This window comes from Pseudomonas sp. LBUM1676 (genome assembly GCF_059695605.1).
The window spans coordinates 4,996,502-5,019,035 of record NZ_CP166777.1; the positions used below are offsets into that span (position 1 = coordinate 4,996,502).

The 22,534-nt window shown below is 61.2% G+C and carries 24 protein-coding genes and 1 pseudogene; 10 read left to right on the forward strand and 15 right to left on the reverse strand.

The genetic code is table 11. From position 1 onward, the window contains the following. Positions 1-146 precede the first annotated feature (146 nt). Positions 147-1,061, reverse strand: coding sequence for a DUF808 domain-containing protein (locus tag ACA041_RS22985; protein WP_497437838.1), 915 nt, complete (start codon positions 1,059-1,061; stop codon positions 147-149). A gap of 134 nt (positions 1,062-1,195) precedes the next feature. Here ACA041_RS22985 and ACA041_RS22990 point away from each other — a divergent pair, with 134 nt between their 5' ends. Beyond that, positions 1,196-1,804 carry a TetR/AcrR family transcriptional regulator gene (locus tag ACA041_RS22990; RefSeq protein ID WP_497437839.1) on the forward strand — a complete coding sequence of 203 codons (609 nt, stop codon included), beginning with the start codon at positions 1,196-1,198 and terminating at the stop codon, positions 1,802-1,804. A 92-nt stretch (positions 1,805-1,896) separates the two neighbouring features. Here the strand turns inward: ACA041_RS22990 and ACA041_RS22995 are convergent, their stop codons facing one another. Continuing rightward, entirely contained in the window at positions 1,897-2,355 is a 459-nt protein-coding gene (locus ACA041_RS22995) for an REP-associated tyrosine transposase (protein ID WP_497437840.1), read from the reverse strand. Positions 2,356-2,569: 214 nt separating this feature from the next. Continuing rightward, positions 2,570-3,010 carry a GlcG/HbpS family heme-binding protein gene (locus ACA041_RS23000; RefSeq protein WP_497437841.1) on the reverse strand — a complete coding sequence of 147 codons (441 nt, stop codon included), beginning with the start codon at positions 3,008-3,010 and terminating at the stop codon, positions 2,570-2,572. 266 nt (positions 3,011-3,276) lie between these two features. On the opposite strand from ACA041_RS23000, the gene gcl reads away from it, so the two are divergent. From gcl to ACA041_RS23040, 8 genes are all read left to right on the forward strand, one after another. Next, positions 3,277-5,052 carry a glyoxylate carboligase gene (gcl, locus tag ACA041_RS23005; RefSeq protein ID WP_497437842.1) on the forward strand — a complete coding sequence of 592 codons (1,776 nt, stop codon included), beginning with the start codon at positions 3,277-3,279 and terminating at the stop codon, positions 5,050-5,052. Between the two features lie 138 nt (positions 5,053-5,190). After that, the gene (gene hyi / locus ACA041_RS23010; protein ID WP_497437843.1) at positions 5,191-5,973 is read left to right on the forward strand and encodes a hydroxypyruvate isomerase; all 783 of its coding nucleotides are present in this window, start codon (positions 5,191-5,193) and stop codon (positions 5,971-5,973) included. A gap of 156 nt (positions 5,974-6,129) precedes the next feature. After that, positions 6,130-7,020 (forward strand): 2-hydroxy-3-oxopropionate reductase, encoded by an 891-nt coding sequence (locus ACA041_RS23015; RefSeq protein ID WP_497437844.1) that lies wholly within the window; start codon positions 6,130-6,132, stop codon positions 7,018-7,020. 148 nt (positions 7,021-7,168) lie between these two features. Then, complete coding sequence (locus ACA041_RS23020) at positions 7,169-8,449, forward strand: glycerate kinase type-2 family protein (protein WP_497437845.1); 1,281 nt, start codon at positions 7,169-7,171, stop codon at positions 8,447-8,449. Continuing rightward, positions 8,439-9,854 (forward strand): pyruvate kinase, encoded by a 1,416-nt coding sequence (pyk, locus tag ACA041_RS23025; protein WP_497437846.1) that lies wholly within the window; start codon positions 8,439-8,441, stop codon positions 9,852-9,854. Before ACA041_RS23020 ends, pyk begins: the two co-directional genes overlap by 11 nt. A gap of 152 nt (positions 9,855-10,006) precedes the next feature. Beyond that, positions 10,007-10,921 carry an urea transporter gene (locus ACA041_RS23030; RefSeq protein ID WP_497437847.1) on the forward strand — a complete coding sequence of 305 codons (915 nt, stop codon included), beginning with the start codon at positions 10,007-10,009 and terminating at the stop codon, positions 10,919-10,921. A 21-nt stretch (positions 10,922-10,942) separates the two neighbouring features. After that, on the forward strand, positions 10,943-11,767 hold the full coding sequence (locus ACA041_RS23035; RefSeq protein WP_497437848.1) for an ion transporter: 825 nt from the start codon (positions 10,943-10,945) through the stop codon (positions 11,765-11,767). 103 nt (positions 11,768-11,870) lie between these two features. Continuing rightward, positions 11,871-12,869 (forward strand): sulfate ABC transporter substrate-binding protein, encoded by a 999-nt coding sequence (locus ACA041_RS23040; RefSeq protein ID WP_497437849.1) that lies wholly within the window; start codon positions 11,871-11,873, stop codon positions 12,867-12,869. 149 nt (positions 12,870-13,018) lie between these two features. Here ACA041_RS23040 and ACA041_RS23045 read toward each other — a convergent pair. Next, positions 13,019-13,393: pseudogene (locus ACA041_RS23045) on the reverse strand (hypothetical protein); the annotation flags it as partial. A gap of 129 nt (positions 13,394-13,522) precedes the next feature. Here ACA041_RS23045 and ACA041_RS23050 point away from each other — a divergent pair. After that, entirely contained in the window at positions 13,523-14,728 is a 1,206-nt protein-coding gene (locus ACA041_RS23050; protein ID WP_497437850.1) for an MFS transporter, read from the forward strand. Between the two features lie 65 nt (positions 14,729-14,793). Here the strand turns inward: ACA041_RS23050 and ACA041_RS23055 are convergent, their stop codons facing one another. The 11 genes from ACA041_RS23055 to phnG all read right to left on the reverse strand — a co-directional run bounded on the left by ACA041_RS23055 (position 14,794) and on the right by phnG (position 22,530). Then, positions 14,794-15,198 carry a type II toxin-antitoxin system HicB family antitoxin gene (locus tag ACA041_RS23055; RefSeq protein ID WP_154851222.1) on the reverse strand — a complete coding sequence of 135 codons (405 nt, stop codon included), beginning with the start codon at positions 15,196-15,198 and terminating at the stop codon, positions 14,794-14,796. Continuing rightward, the gene (locus ACA041_RS23060; RefSeq protein WP_497437851.1) at positions 15,198-15,410 is read right to left on the reverse strand and encodes a type II toxin-antitoxin system HicA family toxin; all 213 of its coding nucleotides are present in this window, start codon (positions 15,408-15,410) and stop codon (positions 15,198-15,200) included. Before ACA041_RS23060 ends, ACA041_RS23055 begins: the two co-directional genes overlap by 1 nt. A gap of 119 nt (positions 15,411-15,529) precedes the next feature. Beyond that, positions 15,530-16,279, reverse strand: a complete 750-nt coding sequence (phnP, locus tag ACA041_RS23065) for a phosphonate metabolism protein PhnP (RefSeq protein WP_497442156.1) — start codon at positions 16,277-16,279, stop codon at positions 15,530-15,532. Further along, positions 16,270-16,839: a phosphonate metabolism protein/1,5-bisphosphokinase (PRPP-forming) PhnN gene (phnN, locus tag ACA041_RS23070; protein ID WP_497437852.1), complete on the reverse strand. Its 570-nt coding sequence runs from the start codon at positions 16,837-16,839 to the stop codon at positions 16,270-16,272. The genes phnP and phnN overlap by 10 nt, the downstream gene beginning before the upstream one ends. Further along, on the reverse strand, positions 16,839-17,984 hold the full coding sequence (locus ACA041_RS23075) for an alpha-D-ribose 1-methylphosphonate 5-triphosphate diphosphatase (protein WP_497437853.1): 1,146 nt from the start codon (positions 17,982-17,984) through the stop codon (positions 16,839-16,841). Before ACA041_RS23075 ends, phnN begins: the two co-directional genes overlap by 1 nt. Continuing rightward, positions 17,974-18,693, reverse strand: coding sequence for a phosphonate C-P lyase system protein PhnL (gene phnL, locus ACA041_RS23080; protein ID WP_497437854.1), 720 nt, complete (start codon positions 18,691-18,693; stop codon positions 17,974-17,976). The genes ACA041_RS23075 and phnL overlap by 11 nt, the downstream gene beginning before the upstream one ends. Positions 18,694-18,722: 29 nt before the next feature. Continuing rightward, positions 18,723-19,532, reverse strand: coding sequence for a phosphonate C-P lyase system protein PhnK (gene phnK / locus ACA041_RS23085; protein WP_497437855.1), 810 nt, complete (start codon positions 19,530-19,532; stop codon positions 18,723-18,725). Continuing rightward, a complete protein-coding gene (locus ACA041_RS23090; RefSeq protein WP_497442157.1) occupies positions 19,529-20,395 on the reverse strand; it encodes an alpha-D-ribose 1-methylphosphonate 5-phosphate C-P-lyase PhnJ in 867 nt (288 codons plus the stop codon). Before ACA041_RS23090 ends, phnK begins: the two co-directional genes overlap by 4 nt. A gap of 13 nt (positions 20,396-20,408) precedes the next feature. Next, positions 20,409-21,485 carry a carbon-phosphorus lyase complex subunit gene (locus tag ACA041_RS23095; protein WP_497437856.1) on the reverse strand — a complete coding sequence of 359 codons (1,077 nt, stop codon included), beginning with the start codon at positions 21,483-21,485 and terminating at the stop codon, positions 20,409-20,411. Next, on the reverse strand, positions 21,485-22,084 hold the full coding sequence (gene phnH, locus ACA041_RS23100; RefSeq protein WP_497437857.1) for a phosphonate C-P lyase system protein PhnH: 600 nt from the start codon (positions 22,082-22,084) through the stop codon (positions 21,485-21,487). The genes ACA041_RS23095 and phnH overlap by 1 nt, the downstream gene beginning before the upstream one ends. Then, positions 22,084-22,530: a phosphonate C-P lyase system protein PhnG gene (phnG, locus tag ACA041_RS23105; RefSeq protein WP_497437858.1), complete on the reverse strand. Its 447-nt coding sequence runs from the start codon at positions 22,528-22,530 to the stop codon at positions 22,084-22,086. The genes phnH and phnG overlap by 1 nt, the downstream gene beginning before the upstream one ends. Between the last annotated feature and the right edge of the window lie 4 nt (positions 22,531-22,534).

A 22,534-nucleotide genomic window follows, 5' to 3' on the forward strand; every position in this document is an offset into this window, starting at 1 on the left:
GTTCGCGTCGAATGGCCTTTTTCATGCGCAGTACTTCAAACCTGCAAATCACCTGTGGGAGCGAGCTTGCTCGCGATGAGGCCATAACATTCAACATCTATGTTGACTGCTACACCGCTATCGCGAGCAAGCTCGCTCCCACAGGTTCAGCCTTTGATTGAACGCCAGATTTTGCTCACCAGCATCACACCGGCCAACACCACCGCACCCGCCACAATCCCCGCCACCGCATTGAGCAACGTCGGCACGATAAACCCGGCACCGCCCGCACCCGCGCTGACACTTTCAATCCAGTGATGAACCACCGGCACGCCATGGGTGAGAATCCCGCCACCCACCAGGAACATCGCCGCCGTGCCGATCACCGACAGGCTTTTCATCATGTAGGGTGCTGCACGCAGAATCCCGCCGCCGATGCTTTTGGCCATCTGCCCGGGTTTCTGGGTCAGCCACAATCCCAGGTCGTCGAGTTTGACGATGCCGGCCACCAGGCCATAGACGCCGACGGTCATGACGATGGCAATGCCCGACAGCACGATGACTTGCTGGGTCAGCGGGGCATCCGCCACGGTGCCCAGGGTGATGGCGATGATTTCCGCCGACAGAATGAAGTCGGTGCGGATGGCGCCCTTGATCTTGTCTTTCTCGAACGCCACCAGATCGACTGCCGGATCGGCTACCGCCTCGACCAGCTCTGCATGCTCAGCCTGATCCTCGGCCTTGCTGTGCAGGAACTTGTGGGCAAGTTTCTCGAAACCTTCGAAACACAGATAGGCGCCACCGACCATCAGCAACGGCGTGACCAGCCATGGAATGAACGCACTGATGGCCAGGGCCGATGGCACCAGGATCAGCTTGTTCAGGAACGAGCCCTTGGCCACCGCCCAGACGACCGGGATTTCCCGCTCGGCACGTACGCCGCTGACCTGCTGGGCGTTGAGCGCCAGGTCGTCACCGAGCACGCCGGCAGTCTTCTTCGCTGCCATTTTGGTCATCAACGCCACATCGTCGAGTACCGCGGCAATGTCGTCGATCAGCAACAGCAAACTGCTTCCTGCCATGAATCAGGCTTCCTTCTTGAATGAATGCTGCGCAGCATAGCGCGGCTCGACTGGCTGCGGGGCATTCTTGAGCGTCGCGCGAGGCCGGTGCTACCATGCGCAACCGCCAGTACAGGCAAGGAACCACCTGGTTTATGAGCACTATCCGCGAGCGCAACAAAGAACTGATCCTGCGTGCCGCCAGTGAAGAATTTGCCGACAAGGGCTTCGCTGCGACCAAAACCAGTGACATCGCAGCCAAGGCGGGATTGCCCAAGCCTAACGTCTACTACTATTTCAAATCCAAGGAAAACCTCTACCGCGAGGTCCTGGAAAGTATCATCGAGCCGATCCTGCAAGCCTCGACGCCGTTCAACGCCGACGGCGTTCCCAGCGAAGTGCTCAGCGGCTACATCCGCTCGAAAATCCGCATCTCCCGCGACCTGCCCTTCGCCTCCAAGGTGTTCGCCAGCGAAATCATGCACGGCGCCCCCCACCTGAGCCCCGACCTGGTCGAACAACTCAACGGCCAGGCCAGGCACAACATCGACTGCATCCAGACCTGGATCGACCGCGGCCAGATCGCCCCCATCGACCCCAACCACCTGATGTTCAGCATCTGGGCCGCGACCCAGACTTATGCCGACTTTGACTGGCAGATCACTGCCATCACTGGCAAGGCCAAGCTGGATGAAAGCGATTATGAAGCGGCGGCGCAGACGATTATTCGGTTGGTGTTGAAGGGGTGTGAGCCGGATCATTAAGATTACGGTGACATTATCGCTAGCAGGCTAGCTCCCACAGGGGATTTGTGTGGGAGCTAGCCTGCTAGCGATGAAGAGGACCCGGTTTCAGCTCAAACCCAAATAGCATCCCACAGTGGATAGTCGCCCAGTTTCTCAACCAATCCGGCGCGTAATGGGTTGGCCACGACATACCGCGCCACCTTCACCAAATCCTCTTCCCGCCGCAGAGCTCGGTCATGAAAGCCTTTCTGCCAAAGATTGACCTTGCGGCCAGTGAACTGATTCACCGCTTTGGTGCTCAGTGATTTGGTCTTTTGAATCAGGTCACCCAACGACCCCTGCTGTAACTCGACCAGCCAATGGAAATGATCGGGCATGACAACCCAGGCCAGTGAATTCGCGATGCCTTGATCCTGAGCGCAGCGAAATTGATTAACCACCACTCTACCCAAGGTGAAGTCTTTGAATATTGGCTTTCGATCGTGTGTATTGGTAGTCAGCAGGTAAATCCGATTGGATTCGGTATAGCGGCCGATGCGCAAGCGATTTGAAGCGGGTAGATCAGGCATTCCCTTGCCCCTTGCATGATTAATTCATCTGGAAGGCTAGACCTGATATCACCCAAGGCCAGGGCATACATTTAGCTGGATGTGTCTGGTAGTCCGTCATCGCTAGCAGGCTAGCTCCCACACTGGATCTCTGTGAACACAAAATTCGTGTGCGGCAAACATCCTCTGTGGGAGCCAGCCTGCTGGCGATGGCGATAGATCAATCAATACAGAATCAAGCCACCACCCCCGCATCCGCCCTCAACCCTACCGCCTCAATCGCACTGATCGCACACTGCTCGTCAACATCCGACAGATCCCCGCTGATCCCCACCGCCCCCAACACATTCCCATCCTGATCCCGAATCAACACCCCTCCCGGTGCCGGCACGACGCTGCCCTGCCCCAGGCTATTCAAAGCAGCAAAGAACGCCGGGCGCTGTTGGGCGTCCAGTGCCAGCAGGCGTGACCCCTTGCCCAGGGCAATCGCGCCCCAGGCTTTGCCGATAGCGATCTGCGGGCGCAGCAGGCTGGCGCCGTCTTCGCGTTGCAGGGAGACCAGGTGCCCGCCGGCATCCAGTACCGCGATGGTCAATGGCGCAGCGTTGATTGCACGCGCTGCCGCGATGGCCTGACTGGTCAGGTTGACTGCAACTTTCAAGGTTAAAGCGCTCATGGTGCCGTCCTCATTTTGTTTTTCGGAAAGTCGTGGACTGCTGGCTTGTCCAACAGATCGATGCAATAAATAGAACACAATTAGTTATTTTTTTGTATACAATAATTCTCGAAAAGCGCCACATGCGACGAAAAGCCACATCAGACAGGCCTTCCGACGAATGAAACAGCTGCTTGAGAAAATGGATTGACCTGCGCCGTCCGCCGTGAATACACTCTGCGCAAAGCCACTTGTATACAATTACAAAACGTAAGAGGCACAAAACCATGAGCAAAATGAGAGCAATCGAAGCCGCCGTTCTGGTGATGCGCCGTGAAGGGGTTGATACCGCTTTTGGCATCCCGGGCGCCGCGATCAACCCGCTGTACTCCGCCTTGCAAAAGGTCGGTGGCATCGATCACGTCCTCGCTCGCCACGTTGAAGGCGCCTCGCACATGGCCGAGGGCTACACCCGCACCAAAGCCGGCAACATCGGCGTGTGCATCGGCACTTCCGGCCCTGCCGGGACCGACATGGTCACCGGGCTCTACAGCGCCTCGGCCGACTCGATCCCGATCCTGTGCATCACCGGGCAAGCACCCCGCGCCCGTATGCACAAGGAAGACTTCCAGGCGGTCGACATCACCGCCATCGTCAAGCCAGTGACCAAGTGGGCAACCACCGTCATGGAGCCGGGCCAGGTACCGTACGCGTTCCAGAAAGCCTTCTACGAAATGCGCTCCGGCCGTCCAGGCCCGGTGCTGATCGATTTGCCGTTCGACGTGCAGATGGCGGAAATCGAATTCGACATCGACGCCTACGAGCCGCTGCCGCTGGCCAGGCCCAGCGCCAACCGGGTGCAGATCGAGAAGGCCCTGGCCATGCTCGATCAGGCCGAGCGTCCGCTGTTGGTCGCCGGCGGCGGCATCATCAATGCCGACGCCAGCGAGTTGCTGGTGGAGTTCGCCGAGCTGACCGGTATTCCGGTGATCCCGACCCTGATGGGCTGGGGCACCATCCCGGACGATCACCCGTTGATGGTCGGCATGGTCGGTCTGCAGACTTCGCACCGTTACGGCAACGCCACCCTGCTCAAGTCCGACCTGGTGTTGGGCGTCGGTAACCGTTGGGCCAACCGTCACACCGGTTCGATCGACGTGTACACCGAAGGCCGCAAGTTCATCCACGTCGATATCGAACCGACGCAAATCGGCCGCGTGTTCAACCCGGACCTGGGCATCGTTTCCGACGCCGCAGCCGCGCTGACCCTGTTCATCGAAGTCGCTCGCGAGTGGCAAGCCGCCGGCAAGCTGAAAAACCGCAGCGACTGGCTGCAGGATTGCCAGCAACGCAAGGCCAGCCTGCAGCGCAAGACTCATTTCGATAACGTGCCGGTCAAGCCGCAACGCGTGTATGAAGAGATGAACCAGGTGTTCGGCAAGGATACCTGCTACGTCAGCACCATCGGTCTGTCGCAGATTGCCGGCGCGCAGTTCTTGCACGTCTACAAGCCGCGTCACTGGATCAACTGCGGTCAGGCCGGTCCTCTGGGCTGGACCATTCCGGCCGCGCTGGGTGTGGTCAAGGCCGATCCGAGCCGCAAGGTCGTGGCCCTGTCGGGCGACTATGATTTCCAGTTCATGATCGAAGAGCTGGCGGTGGGCGCGCAGTTCAAGCTGCCGTACATCCACGTCGTGGTCAACAATTCGTACCTGGGGCTGATCCGTCAGGCCCAGCGCGGTTTCGACATGGACTACTGCGTGCAGCTGTCCTTCGATAACCTCAACGCTCCGGAACTCAACGGTTACGGTGTCGATCACGTCGCGGTGGCCGAAGGCCTCGGCTGCAAGGCGCTGCGTGTGTTCGAACCGGCTCAGATCCAGCCTGCCCTGCGCAGGGCCCAGGAACTGATCGAAGAGTTCAAGGTGCCGGTGATCGTCGAGATTATCCTGGAGCGCGTGACCAACATTTCCATGGGCACCGAGATCAACGCCGTCAACGAATTCGAAGACCTGGCGCTGGTCGGCAACGATGCGCCAACCGCGATTTCGTTGCTTGATTAACTGCTGACCGCTCTCCCTGTGGGAGCGAGCCTGCTCGCGATGAGGCCGGCACATTCAACATTGATGTTGACTGTCCCACCGCTATCGCCAGCAGGCTGGCTCCCACAGGGGATTTGCACATACTTTCGGGAGACCACCATGCCGCGTTTCGCAGCCAACCTGTCCATGCTGTTCACCGAACAGGATTTTCTAGCCCGTTTCGAAGCGGCCGCCAAGGCCGGCTTCAGTGGTGTCGAATACCTGTTCCCCTACGACTTCAGCTCCGCCGAGATCAAGGCCAAACTTGACGCCAACGGCCTGACCCAGGTGCTGTTCAACCTGCCGGCCGGTGACTGGGCCAAGGGCGAGCGTGGTATCGCCTGCCTGCCGGACCGCATTGAAGAATTCCGCGCCGGTGTCGACCTGGCCATCGCTTACGCCAAAGTGCTGGGCAATACCCAGGTCAACTGCCTGGCCGGTATTCGCCCGCAAGGCGTCGACGATGCCACGGTGGAAAAAACCTTCGTCGCCAATCTCAAATACGCCGCCGACAAGCTGCAAGCGGCAGGCATCAAACTGGTGATGGAAGCGATCAACACCCGCGACATCCCCGGTTTCTACCTGAATAACACGGCACAAGCCTTGTCGATTCGCGAACAGGTCGGCAGTGCCAACCTGTTCCTGCAATACGACATCTACCACATGCAAATCATGGAGGGCGACCTGGCCCGCACCATGGCCGCGCACCTGGGCGAGATCAACCACATCCAGCTGGCCGACAACCCTGGGCGCAACGAACCGGGCACCGGTGAAATCAACTACCGCTTCCTGTTCGAACACCTGGACCGCATCGGTTATCAGGGTTGGATCGGCTGCGAATACAAGCCGCTGACCACTACTGAAGCAGGTCTGGGCTGGCTTAAAACCCATAACGCAATCTGACGCAATCCCCCCTGTGGGAGCGAGCCTGCTCGCGAATGCGGTGGTTCAGTCGACACGGATATTGAATGTTCTACCGCATTCGCGAGCAGGCTCGCTCCCACAAAAAAGCAGTCCCCTATTCGCTTGAAGCAGCAATAAAAACAAGAGGAATTTCTCATGGCTAAAATCGGATTTATCGGCACCGGCATCATGGGCCACCCAATGGCGTTGAACCTGCAGAAAGCCGGTCACAGCCTGTTCCTGTCGGCCCACCACGACGCCGCCCCGGCAGACCTGATCGCCGCCGGCGCCGTCGCCCTGGCCAACCCGAAAGAAGTCGCCCAAGAAGCCGAATTCATCATCATCATGGTGCCGGATACCCCGCAAGTCGACGACGTGCTGTTCCGCGCCGACGGCATTGCAGCCGGCGTTGGCAAAGGCAAAGTCGTGATCGACATGAGCTCGATCTCGCCGACCGCCACCAAAGCGTTCGCCGCCAAGGTCAACGAAAAAGGCGCGCAGTACCTCGACGCGCCTGTGTCCGGCGGTGAAGTCGGCGCCAAGGCCGCGACCCTGAGCATCATGGTCGGCGGCGATGCCGATGCCTTCGAACGCGTCCTGCCGCTGTTCCAGGCCATGGGCAAGAACATCACCCTGGTCGGTGGCAACGGTGACGGTCAGACCGCGAAAGTGGCGAACCAGATCATCGTCGCGTTGAACATCCAGGCCGTGGCCGAAGCCCTGTTGTTCGCCTCGAAAAACGGTGCCGATCCCGCCAAGGTCCGTGAAGCACTGATGGGCGGTTTCGCTTCGTCGAAGATTCTTGAAGTGCACGGCGAGCGCATGATCAAGGGCACCTTCGACCCGGGCTTCCGCATCAGCCTGCACCAGAAGGACCTGAATCTGGCCCTGCAAGGCGCCAGGGAGCTGAACATCAACCTGCCCAACACCGCCAACGCCCAGCAAGTGTTCAGCACCTGCGCGGCCATCGGTGGCAGCAACTGGGACCACTCGGCGCTGATCAAAGGTCTGGAACACATGGCGAACTTCTCGATTCGCGATAAGTAACATCCGCCACAAAACCTGTGGGAGCTAGCCTGCTGGCGATGAAATCGACGCGGTGGTCTGATAGACCTCGGCGCCTGAATCGCCAGCAGGCTGGCTCCCACAGGGAACCGAGTCGCCCTCCAAATAACAAGAATTCCGGGAGCCCGCCATGTCGGTCGATCCGCAACAATTGCTGCGCGAGCTGTTTGCCACAGCCATCGACGCCGCCCATCCACAGCAAGTCCTCGAAGCCCATTTGCCCACCGACCGCAGCGGTCGGGTGATCGTCATCGGCGCCGGCAAGGCCGCGGCGGCCATGGCCCAGGTGGTCGAGCGCTGCTGGCAGGGTGAAGTGACAGGTCTGGTGGTGACACGTTACGGTCACGGTGCCCCTTGCGAAAAAATCGAAGTGGTCGAAGCCGCTCACCCGGTACCTGACGCCGCGGGTCTGGCCGTCGCGAAACGGGTGCTGGCGCTGGTCAGCGACCTGACCGAAGACGATCGAGTGATCTTTTTGCTCTCGGGCGGCGGCTCTGCGTTGCTGGCACTGCCGGCGACGGGGATCACCCTGGCCGACAAACAGTCGATCAACAAAGCCCTGCTCAAATCCGGCGCCACCATCGGCGAGATGAATTGCGTACGCAAACACCTCTCGGCAATCAAGGGTGGGCGTCTGGGCAAGGCCTGCTGGCCAGCCACTGTTTATACCTATGCGATTTCCGATGTGCCGGGCGACCTCGCCACGGTCATCGCCTCCGGCCCCACCGTGGCCGATCCGAGCACCAGCGCCGAAGCCCTGGCGATCCTCAAGCGCTACGGCATTGAAGTCCCGGTCTCGGTGCGCAATTGGCTGCAAAGCCCGGAATCGGAGACGGTCAAACCCGGCGACCCGAGCCTGGCACGCAGTCACTTCCAGTTGATTGCCCGCCCACAGCAATCGCTTGAAGCCGCTGCGGTGAAAGCCCGCCAGGCTGGTTTCAGCCCGCTGATCCTCGGTGACCTGGAAGGCGAATCCAGGGAAGTGGCCAAGGTTCACGCCGGCATCGCGCGGCAAGTGGTCCTGCATGGTCAGCCGCTGGCGGCCCCCTGCGTGATCCTCTCTGGCGGTGAAACCACCGTCACTGTCCGTGGCAACGGCCGTGGCGGACGCAACGCCGAATTTCTGTTGAGCCTGACCGACAGCCTCAAAGGCCTGCCCGGCGTCTACGCCCTGGCTGGCGACACCGATGGCATCGACGGCTCCGAGGACAATGCCGGCGCGATCATGACCCCGGCCAGCCATGCTCGCGCCGCCGCCCTGGGCCTGAGCGCCAGCGACGAGCTGGACAACAACAATGGCTATGGCTATTTCGAGGCGCTGGACGCACTGATCGTCACCGAGCCGACCCGCACCAACGTCAACGACTTCCGTGCCATCCTGATTCTCGAGAGCCCTAAACATGACGCCTGACAAAAAAGTCAAAATCCTCGCCACCCTCGGCCCGGCCACCCGAGGGATCGACGACATCCGTGAGCTGGTGCGGGCCGGGGTCAATATCTTCCGCCTGAATTTCAGCCACGGCGATCACGCCGACCATGCCCAACGCTATCAGTGGATCCGTGAAGTCGAGCGCCAGCTGAACTATCCGCTGGGGATTCTGATGGACCTGCAAGGTCCGAAACTGCGGGTCGGCAAGTTTGCCGAGGGCAAGGTGCAACTGCATCGCGGCCAGGCGTTGCGCCTGGACCTGGACCCGACGCCGGGGGATCAGCGGCGGGTCAACCTGCCGCACCCGGAAATCATCGCCGCGCTGGAACCGGGCATGGACCTGCTGCTCGACGACGGCAAGCTGCGTCTGCGGGTAGTGAGCAAGTACGCCGATGCCATCGACACCACGGTGCTCAATGGCGGCGAACTGTCGGACCGCAAAGGCGTCAACGTGCCGCAAGCGGTGCTCGAGCTAAGTCCACTGACCGCCAAGGATCGGCGCGACCTCAGCTTCGGCCTGGAGCTGGGCGTGGATTGGGTGGCGTTGTCGTTCGTGCAGCGTGCGCAAGACATTCGCGAAGCCCGCGAACTGATCGGCGATAAAGCATTCCTGATGGCCAAGATCGAGAAGCCGTCGGCGGTGACTCAGCTGCGGGAAATCGCCGAATTGAGCGACGCGATCATGGTTGCTCGCGGTGACCTTGGCGTGGAAGTGCCAGCCGAAAGCGTGCCGCAGATTCAGAAAAACATCATCAGCACCTGCCGTCAGCTGGGCAAACCGGTGGTGGTGGCAACGCAGATGCTGGAGTCGATGCGCTTCTCACCGGCACCGACCCGCGCCGAGGTGACGGACGTTGCCAACGCCGTGGCCGAAGGTGCCGATGCGGTAATGCTGTCGGCGGAAACCGCCTCCGGCGACTACCCGCTGGAAGCGGTGCAGATGATGAGCAAGATCATCCGCCAGGTGGAAAACGGCCCGGACTATCAGGCGCAACTGGACGTAAGCCGGCCGAAGGCCGAGGCCACTGTTTCCGATGCGATCAGCTGCGCAATCCGCCGTATCAGCAACGTACTGCCGGTGGCGGTGCTGGTGAATTACAGCGAATCGGGCACTTCGAGTCTGCGTGCGGCGCGGGAACGGCCGACGGTGCCGATCCTCAACCTGACGCCGAACCTGCAGACCGCGCGCCGTTTGACGGTGGCGTGGGGGGTGCATTCGGTGGTCAATGATCGGTTGCGGCAGGTGGATGAGGTGTGTTCGACGGCGTTGGAGATTGCGCAGGCGCAGGGGATGGCTCAGCGCGGGGATACGTTGCTGATCACGGCGGGTGTGCCGTTTGGGCAGCCGGGGTCGACTAACTCACTGCGTATCGAGACGTTGATTTAGCGCCCGCACCGGCCCCTTCGCCGGCAAGCCGGTCTCGCTCCCACAGTTGGATTTGTGTTCACCACAAATTCAATGACTGAACAGAGAATCAGTGTGGGAGCGAGCCTGCTCGCGAAGCAGGCGACTTGCTCCCACTGACCCACAGAACCAAAATGCCTGCCAACCACTTCAACACCCACTGCCCCGATTGGGCCACCGCCCTGCTCAACGGTTTCAGCCAGATCTTCCTCCAGCGCCATCCGCTGTGCGGCCTGCTGTGCCTGTTGGCGATTCTCTTCACCGCGCCAGTTCTGCTCGGCGGTGCACTGCTGGGCGGTGTCGCCGGCTTACTCACCGCCCAACGTCGCGGATACGCCAAGGCCGATCGCCAGGCCGGGCTGTTCAGTTACAACGGTGTCTTGCTCGGCCTGCTGCTGAGCCTTTATTTTCCCTGGTCGGCGCTCTTGCCGCCGCTGATCATCGCCGCCGGCGGCCTGAGTGCGATGCTGACTCAACAATGGCTCAAACGCGCCCGCGATCATCATTGCCTGCCTGCCTACACCGCCCCCTTTGTCGGGTTGAGCTGGTTGCTGCTCGCGTTTGCCGCGCCCCAGAGTTCGGCGCCGCTGATTGAACTCAATACCCTCAATGTCCTCGCCGCCCCATTGAAGGGGCTCGGTCAGGTGATGTTTCTAGGACATCCGTTGGCCGGTGCGCTGATTGCGACGGGGTTACTGATCGCGGATCGACGGGCTTTTTTCTGGGCGTTGCTCGGCTCGGCAGCCGGCCTCGGATTCGCTCTTTTGCATCACGAAACTTCAGGTGCGCTACTGGGTTTGAGCAGCTACAACCCGGTGCTCGCCGCCCTCGCCTTCAGTCAGGTTCGCCGCCAACCCTGGCTGCCACTGCTGGGCATCGTCCTGGCAATACTGCTCACCCCAGGCTTTGCCGCACTCGGCCTGGCCACCTTGACCGCACCATTTATCCTCGCCTGCTGGCTGATCCGTGCCGGTATTCGTGTGCTGCGCCAGGCCGCCGTGGACAGTGCACCTTGCGCAATCACCGGGAATCGCCCTAGGCTTCGCTGATTCCCGGTTCAGGCGTTTTCCATGGACAGAAGCAAAAACTGGCGTGAAGAGCTTTACGTCATGGTTTTCCAGAGCGATACCAAGGCCGGACGGCGCTTCGACGGCATTCTGCTGTTGATCATCCTCGCCAGCCTGGTGATCGTGATGCTCGACAGCATCGACACGATCCACAAGAACTACGCCAATGTGCTGGCGTACATCGAGTGGGGCTTCACGCTCATCTTCGCCATCGAATACGGCCTTCGTCTGTACTGCTCGCCCAAGCCGTTGCGCTATGCCTTCAGCTTCTACGGACTGGTGGATTTGCTGGCGATCGTGCCCGGCATTCTTGCGCTGTATTACAGCGATGCGCAGTACTTGCTGATCATCCGGATCATTCGGATGCTGCGGATCTTCCGCGTGCTCAAGCTCAGCCCGTACCTCAAACAAGCCAACTACTTGATGTCGGCACTGCGCGGCAGCAAGCAGAAGATCGTGGTGTTTCTGGTCAGCGTCTGCACCCTGGTGACCGTGTTCGGCACCCTGATGTATGTGATCGAAGGCCCGGAGCATGGCTTCACCAGCATTCCCAAGGGCATCTACTGGGCTATCGTCACGCTGACTACCGTGGGCTTTGGCGACATCGTGCCCAAGACGCCATTGGGACAGGTGATTTCGTCGCTGGTGATGATCACCGGTTATTCGATCATCGCCGTGCCGACCGGGATCTTCACCGCCGAACTGGCCAATGCCATGCGCGGTGAACAGCAACAGACCGATTGCCCGGTGTGCAAGAAAAACAGCCACGAGCAAGGTGCGGCATTCTGCTCGCGCTGCGGTAATGCACTGTTCAAGAAACTGGAATAAGCAAAGTGCTTTTTAATCTTTAAAGGACTATGCGAGCCCGGCTATAGTCGCTGGCAAATTGCCTCACTATTAAATAAAACTTTTATAGAACAAGGAATGCGCAGTGAAAAAACTCTTTGGCGCCTCACTTCTGGCCGTTGTCCTGGCATTGACCAGCGTGGCTCAGGCCGCACCGACCCTGCTCAACGTGTCCTATGACGTGATGCGCGATTTCTACAAGGACTACAACACTGCCTTCCAGAAACACTGGCAAGCCGAACACAACGAAAACATCACGGTGCAGATGTCCTTCGGCGGCTCCAGCAAACAGGCGCGTTCGGTCATCGATGGCCTGCCGGCCGACGTCATCACCATGAACATGGCCACCGACATCAATGCCTTGGCGGACAACGGCAAACTGGTCCCGGACAACTGGGTGACCCGTCTGCCGAACAACAGCGCGCCATTCACCTCGGCCACCGTCTTCATCGTGCGTAAAGGCAACCCGAAAGCCCTTAAAGACTGGCCGGATCTGCTCAAGGATGGCGTGCAAGTGATAGTGCCGAACCCGAAAACTTCGGGCAACGGCCGCTATACCTACCTCTCGGCCTGGGGTTATGTGTTGAAAAACGGCGGTGACGAGAACAAGGCCAAGGATTTCGTCGGCAAACTGTTCAAACAAGCGCCAGTGCTGGACACCGGTGGCCGTGCAGCCACCACCACCTTCATGACCAACCAGATTGGCGACGTGCTGGTGACCTTTGAAAACGAAGCGGAGATGATCGCTCGCGAGTTTGGCCGCGATCAGTTCGAAGTTATCTACCCAAGCGTTTCCGCGGAAGCCGAGCCGCCGGTCTCGGTGGTCGACAAAGTGGTCGAGAAGAAAGGCACCCGCGCGGCCGCCGAGGAATACTTGAAGTACCTGTGGTCGCCGCAAGGTCAGGAGATTGCCGCAGCGAACTACTTGCGTCCACGTGATCCGGCGGTGTTGGCCAAGTACACCGATCGCTTCCCGAAAGTGGATTTCCTGTCGGTGGAGAAGACCTTTGGTGACTGGCGCACCGTGCAGAAGACCCACTTCAATGATGGCGGGGTTTTTGATCAGATTTACAGCGGTCAGTAATTCCTGAGCCCAATGAAAAGGCGACCTGAGAAGGTCGCCTTTTTTGTGGGAGCGCCTGCTCGCGAAAGCGGCTTCACATTCAACACAGATGTTGACTGACACACCGCCTTCGCGGGCAAGCCCGCTCCCACAGGTTCTGCGACACACAGTTACATCGGCGGTGTCACGCCGTCCTTGCCCGCCGAAATTGACTGGGCCGTAAGCGTGCCGTCAGCACTCTGGGTCACAAACGTCACAATCTTCACCCCAACCTTCAGCAAGCTACGATCCCCCGGCAACAGATTGACGATCGGCACATCCTCCGGCATCAGAATCTTCTGTTGCCCACCCTTGTAGTTGACGGTCAGCACACGGCCGTTGCTCACCACCAGATCGCCGACACTGCCGTTGGTCATGCTGCTGCCCTTGGCCAGGTCGAAGGGTCGATGCCCGTCGCCGCTGCCGGCCAGTTCCGGTGGGAAGACGTGGACTTCCAGGGCCTTGAGGCTGCCGTCTTCCTGTGGCACCGCAGCTGAGCCGATGTAGCGCAACCCCACACACACCGGGGTCATTCATTACGCGCTGTAATAATTGTTATCGATCCAACCCCTCTTCCGCCGTTTTGGCCTGCCGCTTAGCCTGCGCGCCTTCCCTTCAGTTTAGCGAGACCCATTATGAGTCCAGCAACCCAGGTGTCCCACGGCACCGCGACAATGACCCGAGGCATGGTGCTGCTGTTCGCCTTCTGCTGCGGCGCCATTGTTGCCAACCTCTACTACGCCCAGCCAATCATCGACCTGATTGCTCCGGACGTCGGCTTGACCAACAACATGGCCAGTCTCATCGTTTCGCTGACCCAGATTGGCTACGCGCTGGGCATGTTATTCCTGGTGCCGCTGGGTGATCTGCTCGAGAACCGCCGACTGATGATCATCACCAGCGTGGTGGCGATTGCCAGCCTCCTGGGCGCGGCGTTCACCGATCAGCCAAACGTGTTTTTGCTGATTTCGCTGCTGGTGGGCTTCAGTTCGGTGTCGGTGCAGATTCTGATTCCGCTGGCCGCGCACCTGGCGCCGGAAGAATCTCGCGGGCGGGTGGTCGGCGGGATCATGGGGGGTCTGTTGCTGGGGATCCTGCTGGCGCGTCCGGTGTCCAGCATCGTGGCTGATCATTTCGGCTGGCGGGCGATGTTTGTGATTGCAGCAGTCTTGATGGCGGCGATCAGCATCGTGCTGGCAGTGACTATTCCCAAGCGCCAGCCTGATCACAGTGCTTCCTATGGTCAGTTGCTGGGATCTCTCTGGACCCTGTTGCGTAAAGAACCGGTATTGCGTCAGCGCGCGTTTTACCAGGGCTGCATGTTCGCGACCTTCAGCCTGTTCTGGACCGCCGTACCGCTGGAGCTGGCGCGCAATCATGGCCTGTCGCAAACCCAGATCGCGATCTTCGCCCTGGTCGGCGCGATCGGCGCCATTGCCGCGCCCATCGCCGGTCGCCTGGCCGATGCCGGACACACCCGCATCGCATCACTGCTGGCCCTGCTGTTCGCCAGCCTGAGCTTCCTGCCGGCTTTCATCCATCCGGTCTACAGCGTCATCGGCCTCGCGGTTACCGGTGTGGTACTCGACTTTTGCGTGCAGATGAACATGGTGCTCGGCCAGCGCGCGATCTACGCCCTCGACGCCAAAAGCCGCAGCCGTCTGAATGCACTCTACATGACCAGCATCTTCATCGGTGGCGCGTTTGGCTCGTCGGTGGCCAGTGCGGTATATGAACGGGGTGGATGGTTGTGGATCGTGATTGTCGGTAGTGCGTTTCCACTGCTGGCGTTGTTGCGGTTTTTGAGTGTTTCAGAGAAGCGTTCGCTCGCTACCGCGTAAATTGTCAAAAAGCATCGTCGGATCGCCACCCGGGCGATCCGGCGTGGCGATATGACTGACACCTCTCAATGCCGAACCAACTTCTCCATCGCCGCATCCGCCAGAAAGGAGGAGCGGCTTTTGACATTGTGCTCGCGCACATATCGGTCAATACGCTGAATCACATAGCCAGGCAGCGTGACATTGACCTTCTCGGTCTTGCCCATGTACGGCGCAATGTCCAGCTCCAGCATTCCCCAGCCCATGTCGACAAACTCAGGATTGCCGCGATGCGCAGCCGCTGAACTCGGCATTGGAATCGATTCCCCGTCAGCCGCCATCTCTTGCAGCATGATGTGGGCAATTTCGATTGCCGCATTGTAGGCATCTTCGAACGTATCCCCGGCGGTTACCGCGCCTGGAATATCGGGGATCTGAATACCGATGGCGGTGTTCTCGTCGCCCCACTCGATACAGATTGGATATTGCATTATGGATCTCCTGTGCAACCGGCTTGCGGGCCAATCAGCCCGGCACGCCTCCTGATGCTTTTGACCGTCCCGATCGGTAAATCCTTTTTTGGATGGGGGACGGGAATCGTGGATGGGTTGTAACGGTGAGTGAAGATGTGATGACTGCCTGTGACCCGATCCAGCGTCCAGCCCGCCTCTTCCAGCTCCTTGATCAATAACCTGCTTTGCACCCCAGCCTCCTTGCTTTGGCCTGAACAAAAGTAACCCCAGAGTTATCTTTACTCAAGCACAAAAATCCGGAGTACGACGTTCGGTTGTTTTACTGCGTGTGATTTAAGGACGTTTTCCGCTAAACCACACACCCATCAAATCCAACCCTGACATTCCCCGGCAACTCACCCCGGTGCTCCAGCAACCACGCATCCAGCGCATGCCCGACATGGGTCAACACCGCCAACTCCGGTCGCAAGTCCTCGATGCACCGTAACGCCAGATTCAGATCGTTATGGTTACGCGGAGCCTGAGGCTGTGGCGGTATCGAGCAGTCGAGTACCAATACATCAAGGGGTGCTTTTTGCAGCCAGGTTGTGGTGGCCGGCGGCAAGCCTACGGTGTCGGTCAGGTAGGCAATGCGCCGTCCCTCGCCTTCCAGCAGATAGCCGAGGGTGGGTCTGGAGTGTTGCAGCGGTAACGCCGTGACGCTGAGTGCGCCGAACTGACGGGTGTCGAAGGCTTCGAACGGTTGGCTGAAATCGAGAATGCCGGGGTGTTTGTAGAGGTCGGCCAGGCCTTCCAGGTCCACCGGCCCATGCACCGGAATGACCAGCCCCTGTCCCCAGCGCAGATGCAACAGGCCCTGAGCGTGATCGGCATGGTAGTGGGTCTGGAAAATGCCGTTGAAGCTGCGCGGCGCGAAGCGCTCGGTCAGGTCCGGCAAGCCGCTGTCGATCAACCAGCGCTGGTCGCCACATTCGATCAACGCGCTGCAAGGGCGGCGCCTTCGGCCTTCGTCCTTGCGAGCCAGGTCGCAGGCCGCGCAATCGCAGCCATAGACCGGCACTTGTCGGGCGTCACCGGTGCCCAACAAGGTCAGGCGCATTCCGGTTGCCCGTCGACGCAGGCCAGCAGGCATTCGACCGTATGCTCCAGCGACCCTGAATTGTCGATCACATACAGTGCCGGATCATGGTCGGCAAGCACGCGCTCGCTGAAACGGGCATTGCGCGCCAGCCGCGCCTCGATCTCGGTGACCGACTCCCGCCCCCGCGCCAGCAGACGCTTGCGCAAAACCGCTTGATCGACGGTCAGCAGCAGCACGAGCAGGCCGGGATAACGCCGGCGTGTTGCCGGCAGATGACCGCGCGAGCCATTGACCAGCACGTCATGCCCCGCCGCCAGCCAATCGTCGATTTCCCGCGGGATGCCGTAGGCCAGGCCATTGGCGTGCCAGCTCAGGGCAAACGCGCCCTGAGCCTCCATCTCGGCGAACTGTTGCGCAGTGACACCTTGCGCCGCTTCCCCTACCGCTTCCGCCGAGCGGGTGATGACCCGCCGCACCATGCGACAGCCGCGTGCGCCCAGTGCCGTTCGTGCCGCATCCAACAGGCTGTCCTTGCCCGAACCAGAAGGTCCGATGAGATAGATCAACCTGCCCGCCATCAATACACCCTCTTCGCCTGTCGCCAGACTTGTTGGACCACCGGCAACCCGTCCTGACTCCGGGCCTGCACCAGGTCTGCGCGCAAGTCCGGTGCAATCTCGCCCCGATCGTTCAATCCTGCGGCCCTGGCCGGGGCTTGGGTGACCATGCGCACCGCCTGCGCCAGGTTGCACCCGGTGTCGTGGGCCGCCAGCAAAAACGCCGCTTGCAGCAGACTGGCCGGGTAGTAGTCGCTGGACAGGATATCCAGCAGCCCTGCGGCGGCCAGTTCTGCAGCGGCCACGTTACCCGAGTGAGAACCGCCGCGCACGATGTTCGGCGCGCCCATCAACACCTTCATCCCCTGTTGCTGGCTGCCCCGCGCCGCCTCAAAAGTGGTCGGGAACTCGGCAATAGTCATGCCGTGGCGCGCCGACTCTTCGACATGCGCCAGGGTCGCGTCGTCATGGCTGGCCACGGACAGGCCTCGGGCCAGACAGTGCTGCGCGATCGCCGTGCGATAGCGGGTGCTGTACTCACGGGAGTTGGCCATTTGCAGGACGATGAACTCATCCATCTGTGTCGTCGTCAGGTGGTACTTGCCCATGTAGTACTCACGGTACTTGGATTCCTGCACAAACTGGCGCTGACCCGGCGAGTGGTCCATCACCGACACCAGTTGCACCAAAGGATGTTCCACCAGGTCGCGGAACACGCTCAGGGTGTCCGGGTGGCAGAGTTCGCAACGCAGGTGCAAACGGTGTTCGGCACGGGTCAGCCCCGCGCTGGAAGCGCTGGCGATGGCTTCGAGCATCGCCGGCAGTTTCTGCATGCGATTACCCTTGGGGTTCACGTCGCCGATGGACACGGCGTCGAACACCGTGGTGATGCCGGCGGCGATGATCTGCGCATCGTGGCTGAGCACCGCCGAGGTCGATGGCCAGTCGACACCGGGGCGCGGGGTCATGTGCTTTTCCAGGTTGTCGGTGTGCAACTCGATCAGGCCAGGCAACAGGAAATCCCCGTTCAAGTCCTGGGCCTGGGGCAACCGGCTCGGGCCTTCGGCAATGTCGGCGATCAAGCCGTCGCGCAACACCAGGGTACCTAGGAACACACGGTCAGCGGTGACCAGGCGGGCATTGCTGAGGATCTGTTCAGCGGGCATCGGCGTATTCCTCGTGGTTCACAGCGGCTGGGGTCATGTCGAGATGGCGATCGGCAACCGCCTCGCGGGCGGTGCGGTCGTGGAAGATGCCGATCAACGCGGCGCCTGCCGCCTTGGCTTCGTTCATCAGCTCCAGCACCACCTGGCGATTGGTGTCGTCCAGGGAGGCGGTCGGTTCGTCGAGTAGCAGCACCGGCCAGGTCACCATAAAGCCGCGGGCAATGTTGACCCGTTGCTGCTCGCCACCGGAGAAAGTGCCGGGCGCCAATTGCCACAGGCGTTGTGGAATGTTCAGGCGACTGAGCAGGAGTTCGGCGCGTGATTGCGCCAGGCTTCTCGACCAGCCACGGGCCAGGGCCGGCTCCATCACCACATCCAGACAGGCCACCCGCGGGATCACCCGCAGGAATTGACTGACATAGCCCAGGGTTCGCTGGCGCACTTGCAGAATATTCCGCGGCTCGGCGCCCACCAGTTCCAGCCAGTGACCGTCGTGCTGTACGCGAATACTGCCGCCAGCCGGCAGGTAGTTGCCATACAGCGTGCGCAGCAAGGTGCTTTTACCGGCACCGGACTGGCCGTGCAGCACCAGGCATTCACCGCCCGCGACGCTGAAATCCACCCCGCGCAGCACGTTCAGGACCACGCCATGCTGTTGATGCAGGGTGAAGGTTTTCGAGAGGTCACGGACCTCGATCAAGGTATTCATCGCTCGATTTTCCACAGATGGGCGGGGCTTCACGGCTGCAACACCGAAGACACCAACAGTTGCGAGTAAGGGTGCTGCGGATCATCGAGGATCTGGTCGGTCAGGCCGGTTTCCACCACCCGCGAGCGACGCATCACCATCAGCCGATCCGCCAGCAGGCGGGCCACGGCCAGGTCATGGGTGACGATCACCACCGCCAGATCCAGCTCCCGCACCAGCCCGCGCAACAGGTCGAGCAGTCGTGCCTGCACTGACACGTCGAGGCCGCCGGTTGGCTCGTCCATGAACACCAGGCGCGGACTCGACACCAGGTTGCGGGCAATCTGCAGCCGCTGCTGCATGCCCCCGGAGAACGTCCGGGGCAGGTCGTCGATGCGCAGCGGGTCGATTTCCACCTGGCTCAGCCAGTCGATCCCGGCCCCGCGCAGTTGCTGGTAATTGCGTACCCCCTGGGCCATCAGGCGTTCGCCGATGTTGGCGCCGGCGGAAACGCCCATGCGCAAACCGTCCCGTGGGTTCTGCTCGACGAAGCCCCACTCGGTGCGCAGCAACGTTCGGCGCTCGGCTTCGCTGGCGCTGTACAGATCGAGCCATTGGCCCTGCTTGTCGCGGTAACCGATGCTGCCGCGCTGGGGCGGCAGGCGCCCGCTGAGCAACGAGAGCAAGGTCGACTTGCCCGAACCGGACTCGCCGACAATCCCCAGTACCTCGCCTGGGTACAAGTCGAAGCTGACGTCCTGACAGCCCTTCTCCAGGCCGTACAGCAACGACAGGTCACGCACTCGCAGCAAGGGCTCGGCGGTGGCGGTGGACGGTGGGTTCTTCAACGCCTGATTCATTGGCCCTGCTCCTGCTGACTGACGCGCCGGGCGCAGTAATAAGTGTCGGAACAGACGAAACTCTGGGTCCCGGCGTCGTCGATGATCAATTCATCGAGGAACGAATCGTGGCTGGCGCAGATGGCGCAGCACTCGTCCCACTTCTGCACTTCAAAAGGGTGATCCTCGAAGTCGAGACTGGTGACCCGGGTGAACGGTGGCACCGCATACAGGCGCTTTTCCCGACCGGCGCCGAACAGCATCAGCGCCGGGCTCATGTCGAGTTTCGGGTTGTCGAATTTGGGGATTGGCGAGGGGTCCATCACGTAGCGTTCGTCGACCATCACCGGGTAGGCGTAAGCGGTGGCGATGTGGCCGAAGGTGGCGATGTCTTCGTAGAGCTTGACGTGCATCACCCCGTAATCATTGAGGGCGTGCATGGTCCGGGTCTCGGTTTCCGAGGGTTCGATAAAGCGCAACGGCTCAGGGATCGGCACCTGATAGACCATGATCTGATCGGCGTGCAGCGGCGTTTCCGGGATGCGGTGGCGCGTCTGGATCACCGTGGCATCCGGCGTGCTTTCGGTGGTGGCGACGCCAGCGGTGCGGGCGAAGAAGCGGCGGATCGACACCGCGTTGGTGGTGTCGTCCGCGCCCTGGTCGATGACCTTGAGCACGTCGTCCGCCCCCAGAATCGCGGCGGTCAACTGCATGCCGCCGGTGCCCCAACCATAAGGCAACGGCATTTCGCGTCCGCCGAACGGCACCTGGTAACCGGGGATGGCCACCGCCTTGAGCAAGGCGCGGCGGATCATGCGTTTGGTTTGCTCGTCGAGGTAGGCGAAGTTGTACGCCGCGTCGCGCTCCGGCGCCCGGCCCTTCATGGGGTTGCTCAGGTCATTCATGGCTGTGGCCCTCGGCCGGCTTGCGCAGTTTGCGGATCAGCTCCAGTTCGGCCTGGAAATCCACGTAGTGAGGAAGTTTGAGGTGCGAGACAAACCCGGCGGCCTCGACGTTGTCGCAGTGCATCAGCACGAACTCCTCCTGTTGCGCCGGGGACACGATCTCTTCGTTGAATTCCTCGGCCCGCAGGGCGCGGTCGACCAGCGCCATGCCCATGGCCTTGCGCTCGGCGTGACCGAAGGCCAGGCCATAACCGCGGGTGAACTGCGCCAGCTCGGTGGCGGAGCCGACGAACTGGTTGACCATCTCGCATTCGGTCACCTCGATACTGCCCAGGCAAATGGGGAAACCCAGTTCTTCGGGATCGATCCACACCTCCACTTCACCGATGCGGATTTCTCCGGCAAACGGATGGTTGCGCCCGTAACCCCGTTGGGTGGAATACCCCAGCGCCAGCAGAAATCCTTCGTCGCCACGGGCCAGGGCCTGCAAGCGCTGGGCGCGGCTGGCGGGCAGTTCCAGCGGGTCGCGGGTGATGTCGGCGACGATGTCGCTGTTGTCGGACTCGTTCTTGATCAAGCCTTCCTTGGCCAGCAAACCCAGAACCCGTGGGCAAGGTTCGAGACTGGCGTTCGGCGTAACCTGCGGCCCCGGATAGTCGCCGTCGGCGAGCAGTGCAAAGTCGAGCAGACGATGGGTGTAATCGAAGGTCGGCCCCAGCAACTGCCCGCCGGGCACGTCCTTGAAAGTGGCCGACAAGCGCCGGTTGAGCTGCATGTTCGAGGTGTCGATGGGCAGGCTCGGGCTGAAGCGCGGCAAAGTCGTGCGATAAGCCCGCAACAGGAAGATCGCCTCCACCAGATCCCCCGCCGCTTGCTTGATCGCCAGCGCGGCCAGTTCTTCGTCATACAGCGAGCCTTCGCTCATCACCCGCGCCACCGCCAGCGGCAATTGCTGACGGATCTGTTCGACGCCGAGCTCTGCGACCGAGGTATCGCCCCGGCGCTTTTTTGCCAGCAGGCGGTGGGCATTGTCGATGGCCTGTTCGCCACCCTTGACGGCTACGTACATCAGACAAGCTCCTGTGCTGTGCGCAAGATCCGCGTGCTGCGCGGCAGGCCGATAACGTCGTGACCGGCGGTGAAAAACAGGTCCAGCCCGCGGGGGAATTCGGTGCGCCGTTCGCGCTCGATCCAGAAGCCGTCCGCCAGGGGCAGGCTGACCGGGTGTTCGGTTTCGATCCCCGGCCCGCGCCAACCGAGCCTTGCACCGCCATCGAGCCACGGCAGCTGGACCAGCAAGGTGCAGGACTGATCGGGGTAGCGGTCGTTGCCATGCTCGAAGGCGCTGAGGTCGAGCAGATCCTCGGCACCAAGCAAGGCAAATCGCGCGGTTTCCCGACGCGGCGTCAGCGGGCAGCCACAGTGGAATGCCAGATTGGCGCGGATCGCCGGTGTGTCGAAGGACGGTGCCAGCCACAGCGGCGTGTCGGCATCCAGCAAGGCCAGGCACAACGCATAGGTGGCCGGCGCCAACCCTTCAAGGCTGGGGGTGGCGTGCAGGGTCTGGATCAATCCGGGGCCGGCCAGCGCCTTGAGCGCGGCACGAAAACCGCGCTGGGCATCCAGCACCGGGTCGGCAAACGCCGGTTGCAACAACGGTGCGCTCATCAGTTCTCTCCTCGCACGAGGGTGAAAAATTCGACTTTGGTGGCGGCGGTTTCCGCCTCTTTCTGCGCCCGACGTCGGGCCTGGGCATCGGCCAGCGGCGTGATCACTTGATCGAGCCAATGGCGCTGTTGCGCACCCTGCAAATGCGCATCGGCCAGGGCCGCCAACTCGGCGTGGAGCTTGTCGCGGCCCGCCAGGTAGCTGTAACCGGTACGACCGTCGGCCAGACGCACCACGCAACGGGTCACGCTCATTTCGCCGACGTTGAAGGGCGCACCGTTGCCGCCCATGCGACCACGGACCAGGGTCATGCCGATTTCCGGAGCGCGGATCAACTGGTATTCGATATCGCGCAGCGCTGCTTCATGGGGCTGCAGTTCGCTGCGATGGGCGCGGGCCAGCACGCCGATCCAGTGTTGCCGCGGATCGAGAGGGACAGACTTCATCGGT

Bases quoted from the DNA above. Each gene is read 5' to 3' on its own strand.
- phnP (WP_497442156.1), bottom strand. From the start codon at position 16,279: ATGCGCCTGACCTTGTTGGGCACCGGTGACGCCCGACAAGTGCCGGTC.
- hyi (WP_497437843.1), top strand. From the start codon at position 5,191: ATGCCGCGTTTCGCAGCCAACCTGTCCATGCTGTTCACCGAACAGGAT.
- ACA041_RS23035 (WP_497437848.1), top strand. From the start codon at position 10,943: ATGGACAGAAGCAAAAACTGGCGTGAAGAGCTTTACGTCATGGTTTTC.
- ACA041_RS23000 (WP_497437841.1), bottom strand. From the start codon at position 3,010: ATGAGCGCTTTAACCTTGAAAGTTGCAGTCAACCTGACCAGTCAGGCC.
- ACA041_RS22995 (WP_497437840.1), bottom strand. From the start codon at position 2,355: ATGCCTGATCTACCCGCTTCAAATCGCTTGCGCATCGGCCGCTATACC.
- ACA041_RS23095 (WP_497437856.1), bottom strand. From the start codon at position 21,485: ATGTACGTAGCCGTCAAGGGTGGCGAACAGGCCATCGACAATGCCCAC.
- ACA041_RS23020 (WP_497437845.1), top strand. From the start codon at position 7,169: ATGTCGGTCGATCCGCAACAATTGCTGCGCGAGCTGTTTGCCACAGCC.
- ACA041_RS22990 (WP_497437839.1), top strand. From the start codon at position 1,196: ATGAGCACTATCCGCGAGCGCAACAAAGAACTGATCCTGCGTGCCGCC.
- phnH (WP_497437857.1), bottom strand. From the start codon at position 22,084: ATGAGCGCACCGTTGTTGCAACCGGCGTTTGCCGACCCGGTGCTGGAT.
- ACA041_RS23090 (WP_497442157.1), bottom strand. From the start codon at position 20,395: ATGAAGGGCCGGGCGCCGGAGCGCGACGCGGCGTACAACTTCGCCTAC.
- phnN (WP_497437852.1), bottom strand. From the start codon at position 16,839: ATGGCGGGCAGGTTGATCTATCTCATCGGACCTTCTGGTTCGGGCAAG.
- phnG (WP_497437858.1), bottom strand. From the start codon at position 22,530: ATGAAGTCTGTCCCTCTCGATCCGCGGCAACACTGGATCGGCGTGCTG.
- ACA041_RS22985 (WP_497437838.1), bottom strand. From the start codon at position 1,061: ATGGCAGGAAGCAGTTTGCTGTTGCTGATCGACGACATTGCCGCGGTA.
- ACA041_RS23030 (WP_497437847.1), top strand. From the start codon at position 10,007: ATGCCTGCCAACCACTTCAACACCCACTGCCCCGATTGGGCCACCGCC.
- phnL (WP_497437854.1), bottom strand. From the start codon at position 18,693: ATGAATACCTTGATCGAGGTCCGTGACCTCTCGAAAACCTTCACCCTG.
- ACA041_RS23055 (WP_154851222.1), bottom strand. From the start codon at position 15,198: ATGCAATATCCAATCTGTATCGAGTGGGGCGACGAGAACACCGCCATC.
- ACA041_RS23015 (WP_497437844.1), top strand. From the start codon at position 6,130: ATGGCTAAAATCGGATTTATCGGCACCGGCATCATGGGCCACCCAATG.
- ACA041_RS23075 (WP_497437853.1), bottom strand. From the start codon at position 17,984: ATGCCCGCTGAACAGATCCTCAGCAATGCCCGCCTGGTCACCGCTGAC.
- gcl (WP_497437842.1), top strand. From the start codon at position 3,277: ATGAGCAAAATGAGAGCAATCGAAGCCGCCGTTCTGGTGATGCGCCGT.
- phnK (WP_497437855.1), bottom strand. From the start codon at position 19,532: ATGAATCAGGCGTTGAAGAACCCACCGTCCACCGCCACCGCCGAGCCC.
- pyk (WP_497437846.1), top strand. From the start codon at position 8,439: ATGACGCCTGACAAAAAAGTCAAAATCCTCGCCACCCTCGGCCCGGCC.
- ACA041_RS23050 (WP_497437850.1), top strand. From the start codon at position 13,523: ATGAGTCCAGCAACCCAGGTGTCCCACGGCACCGCGACAATGACCCGA.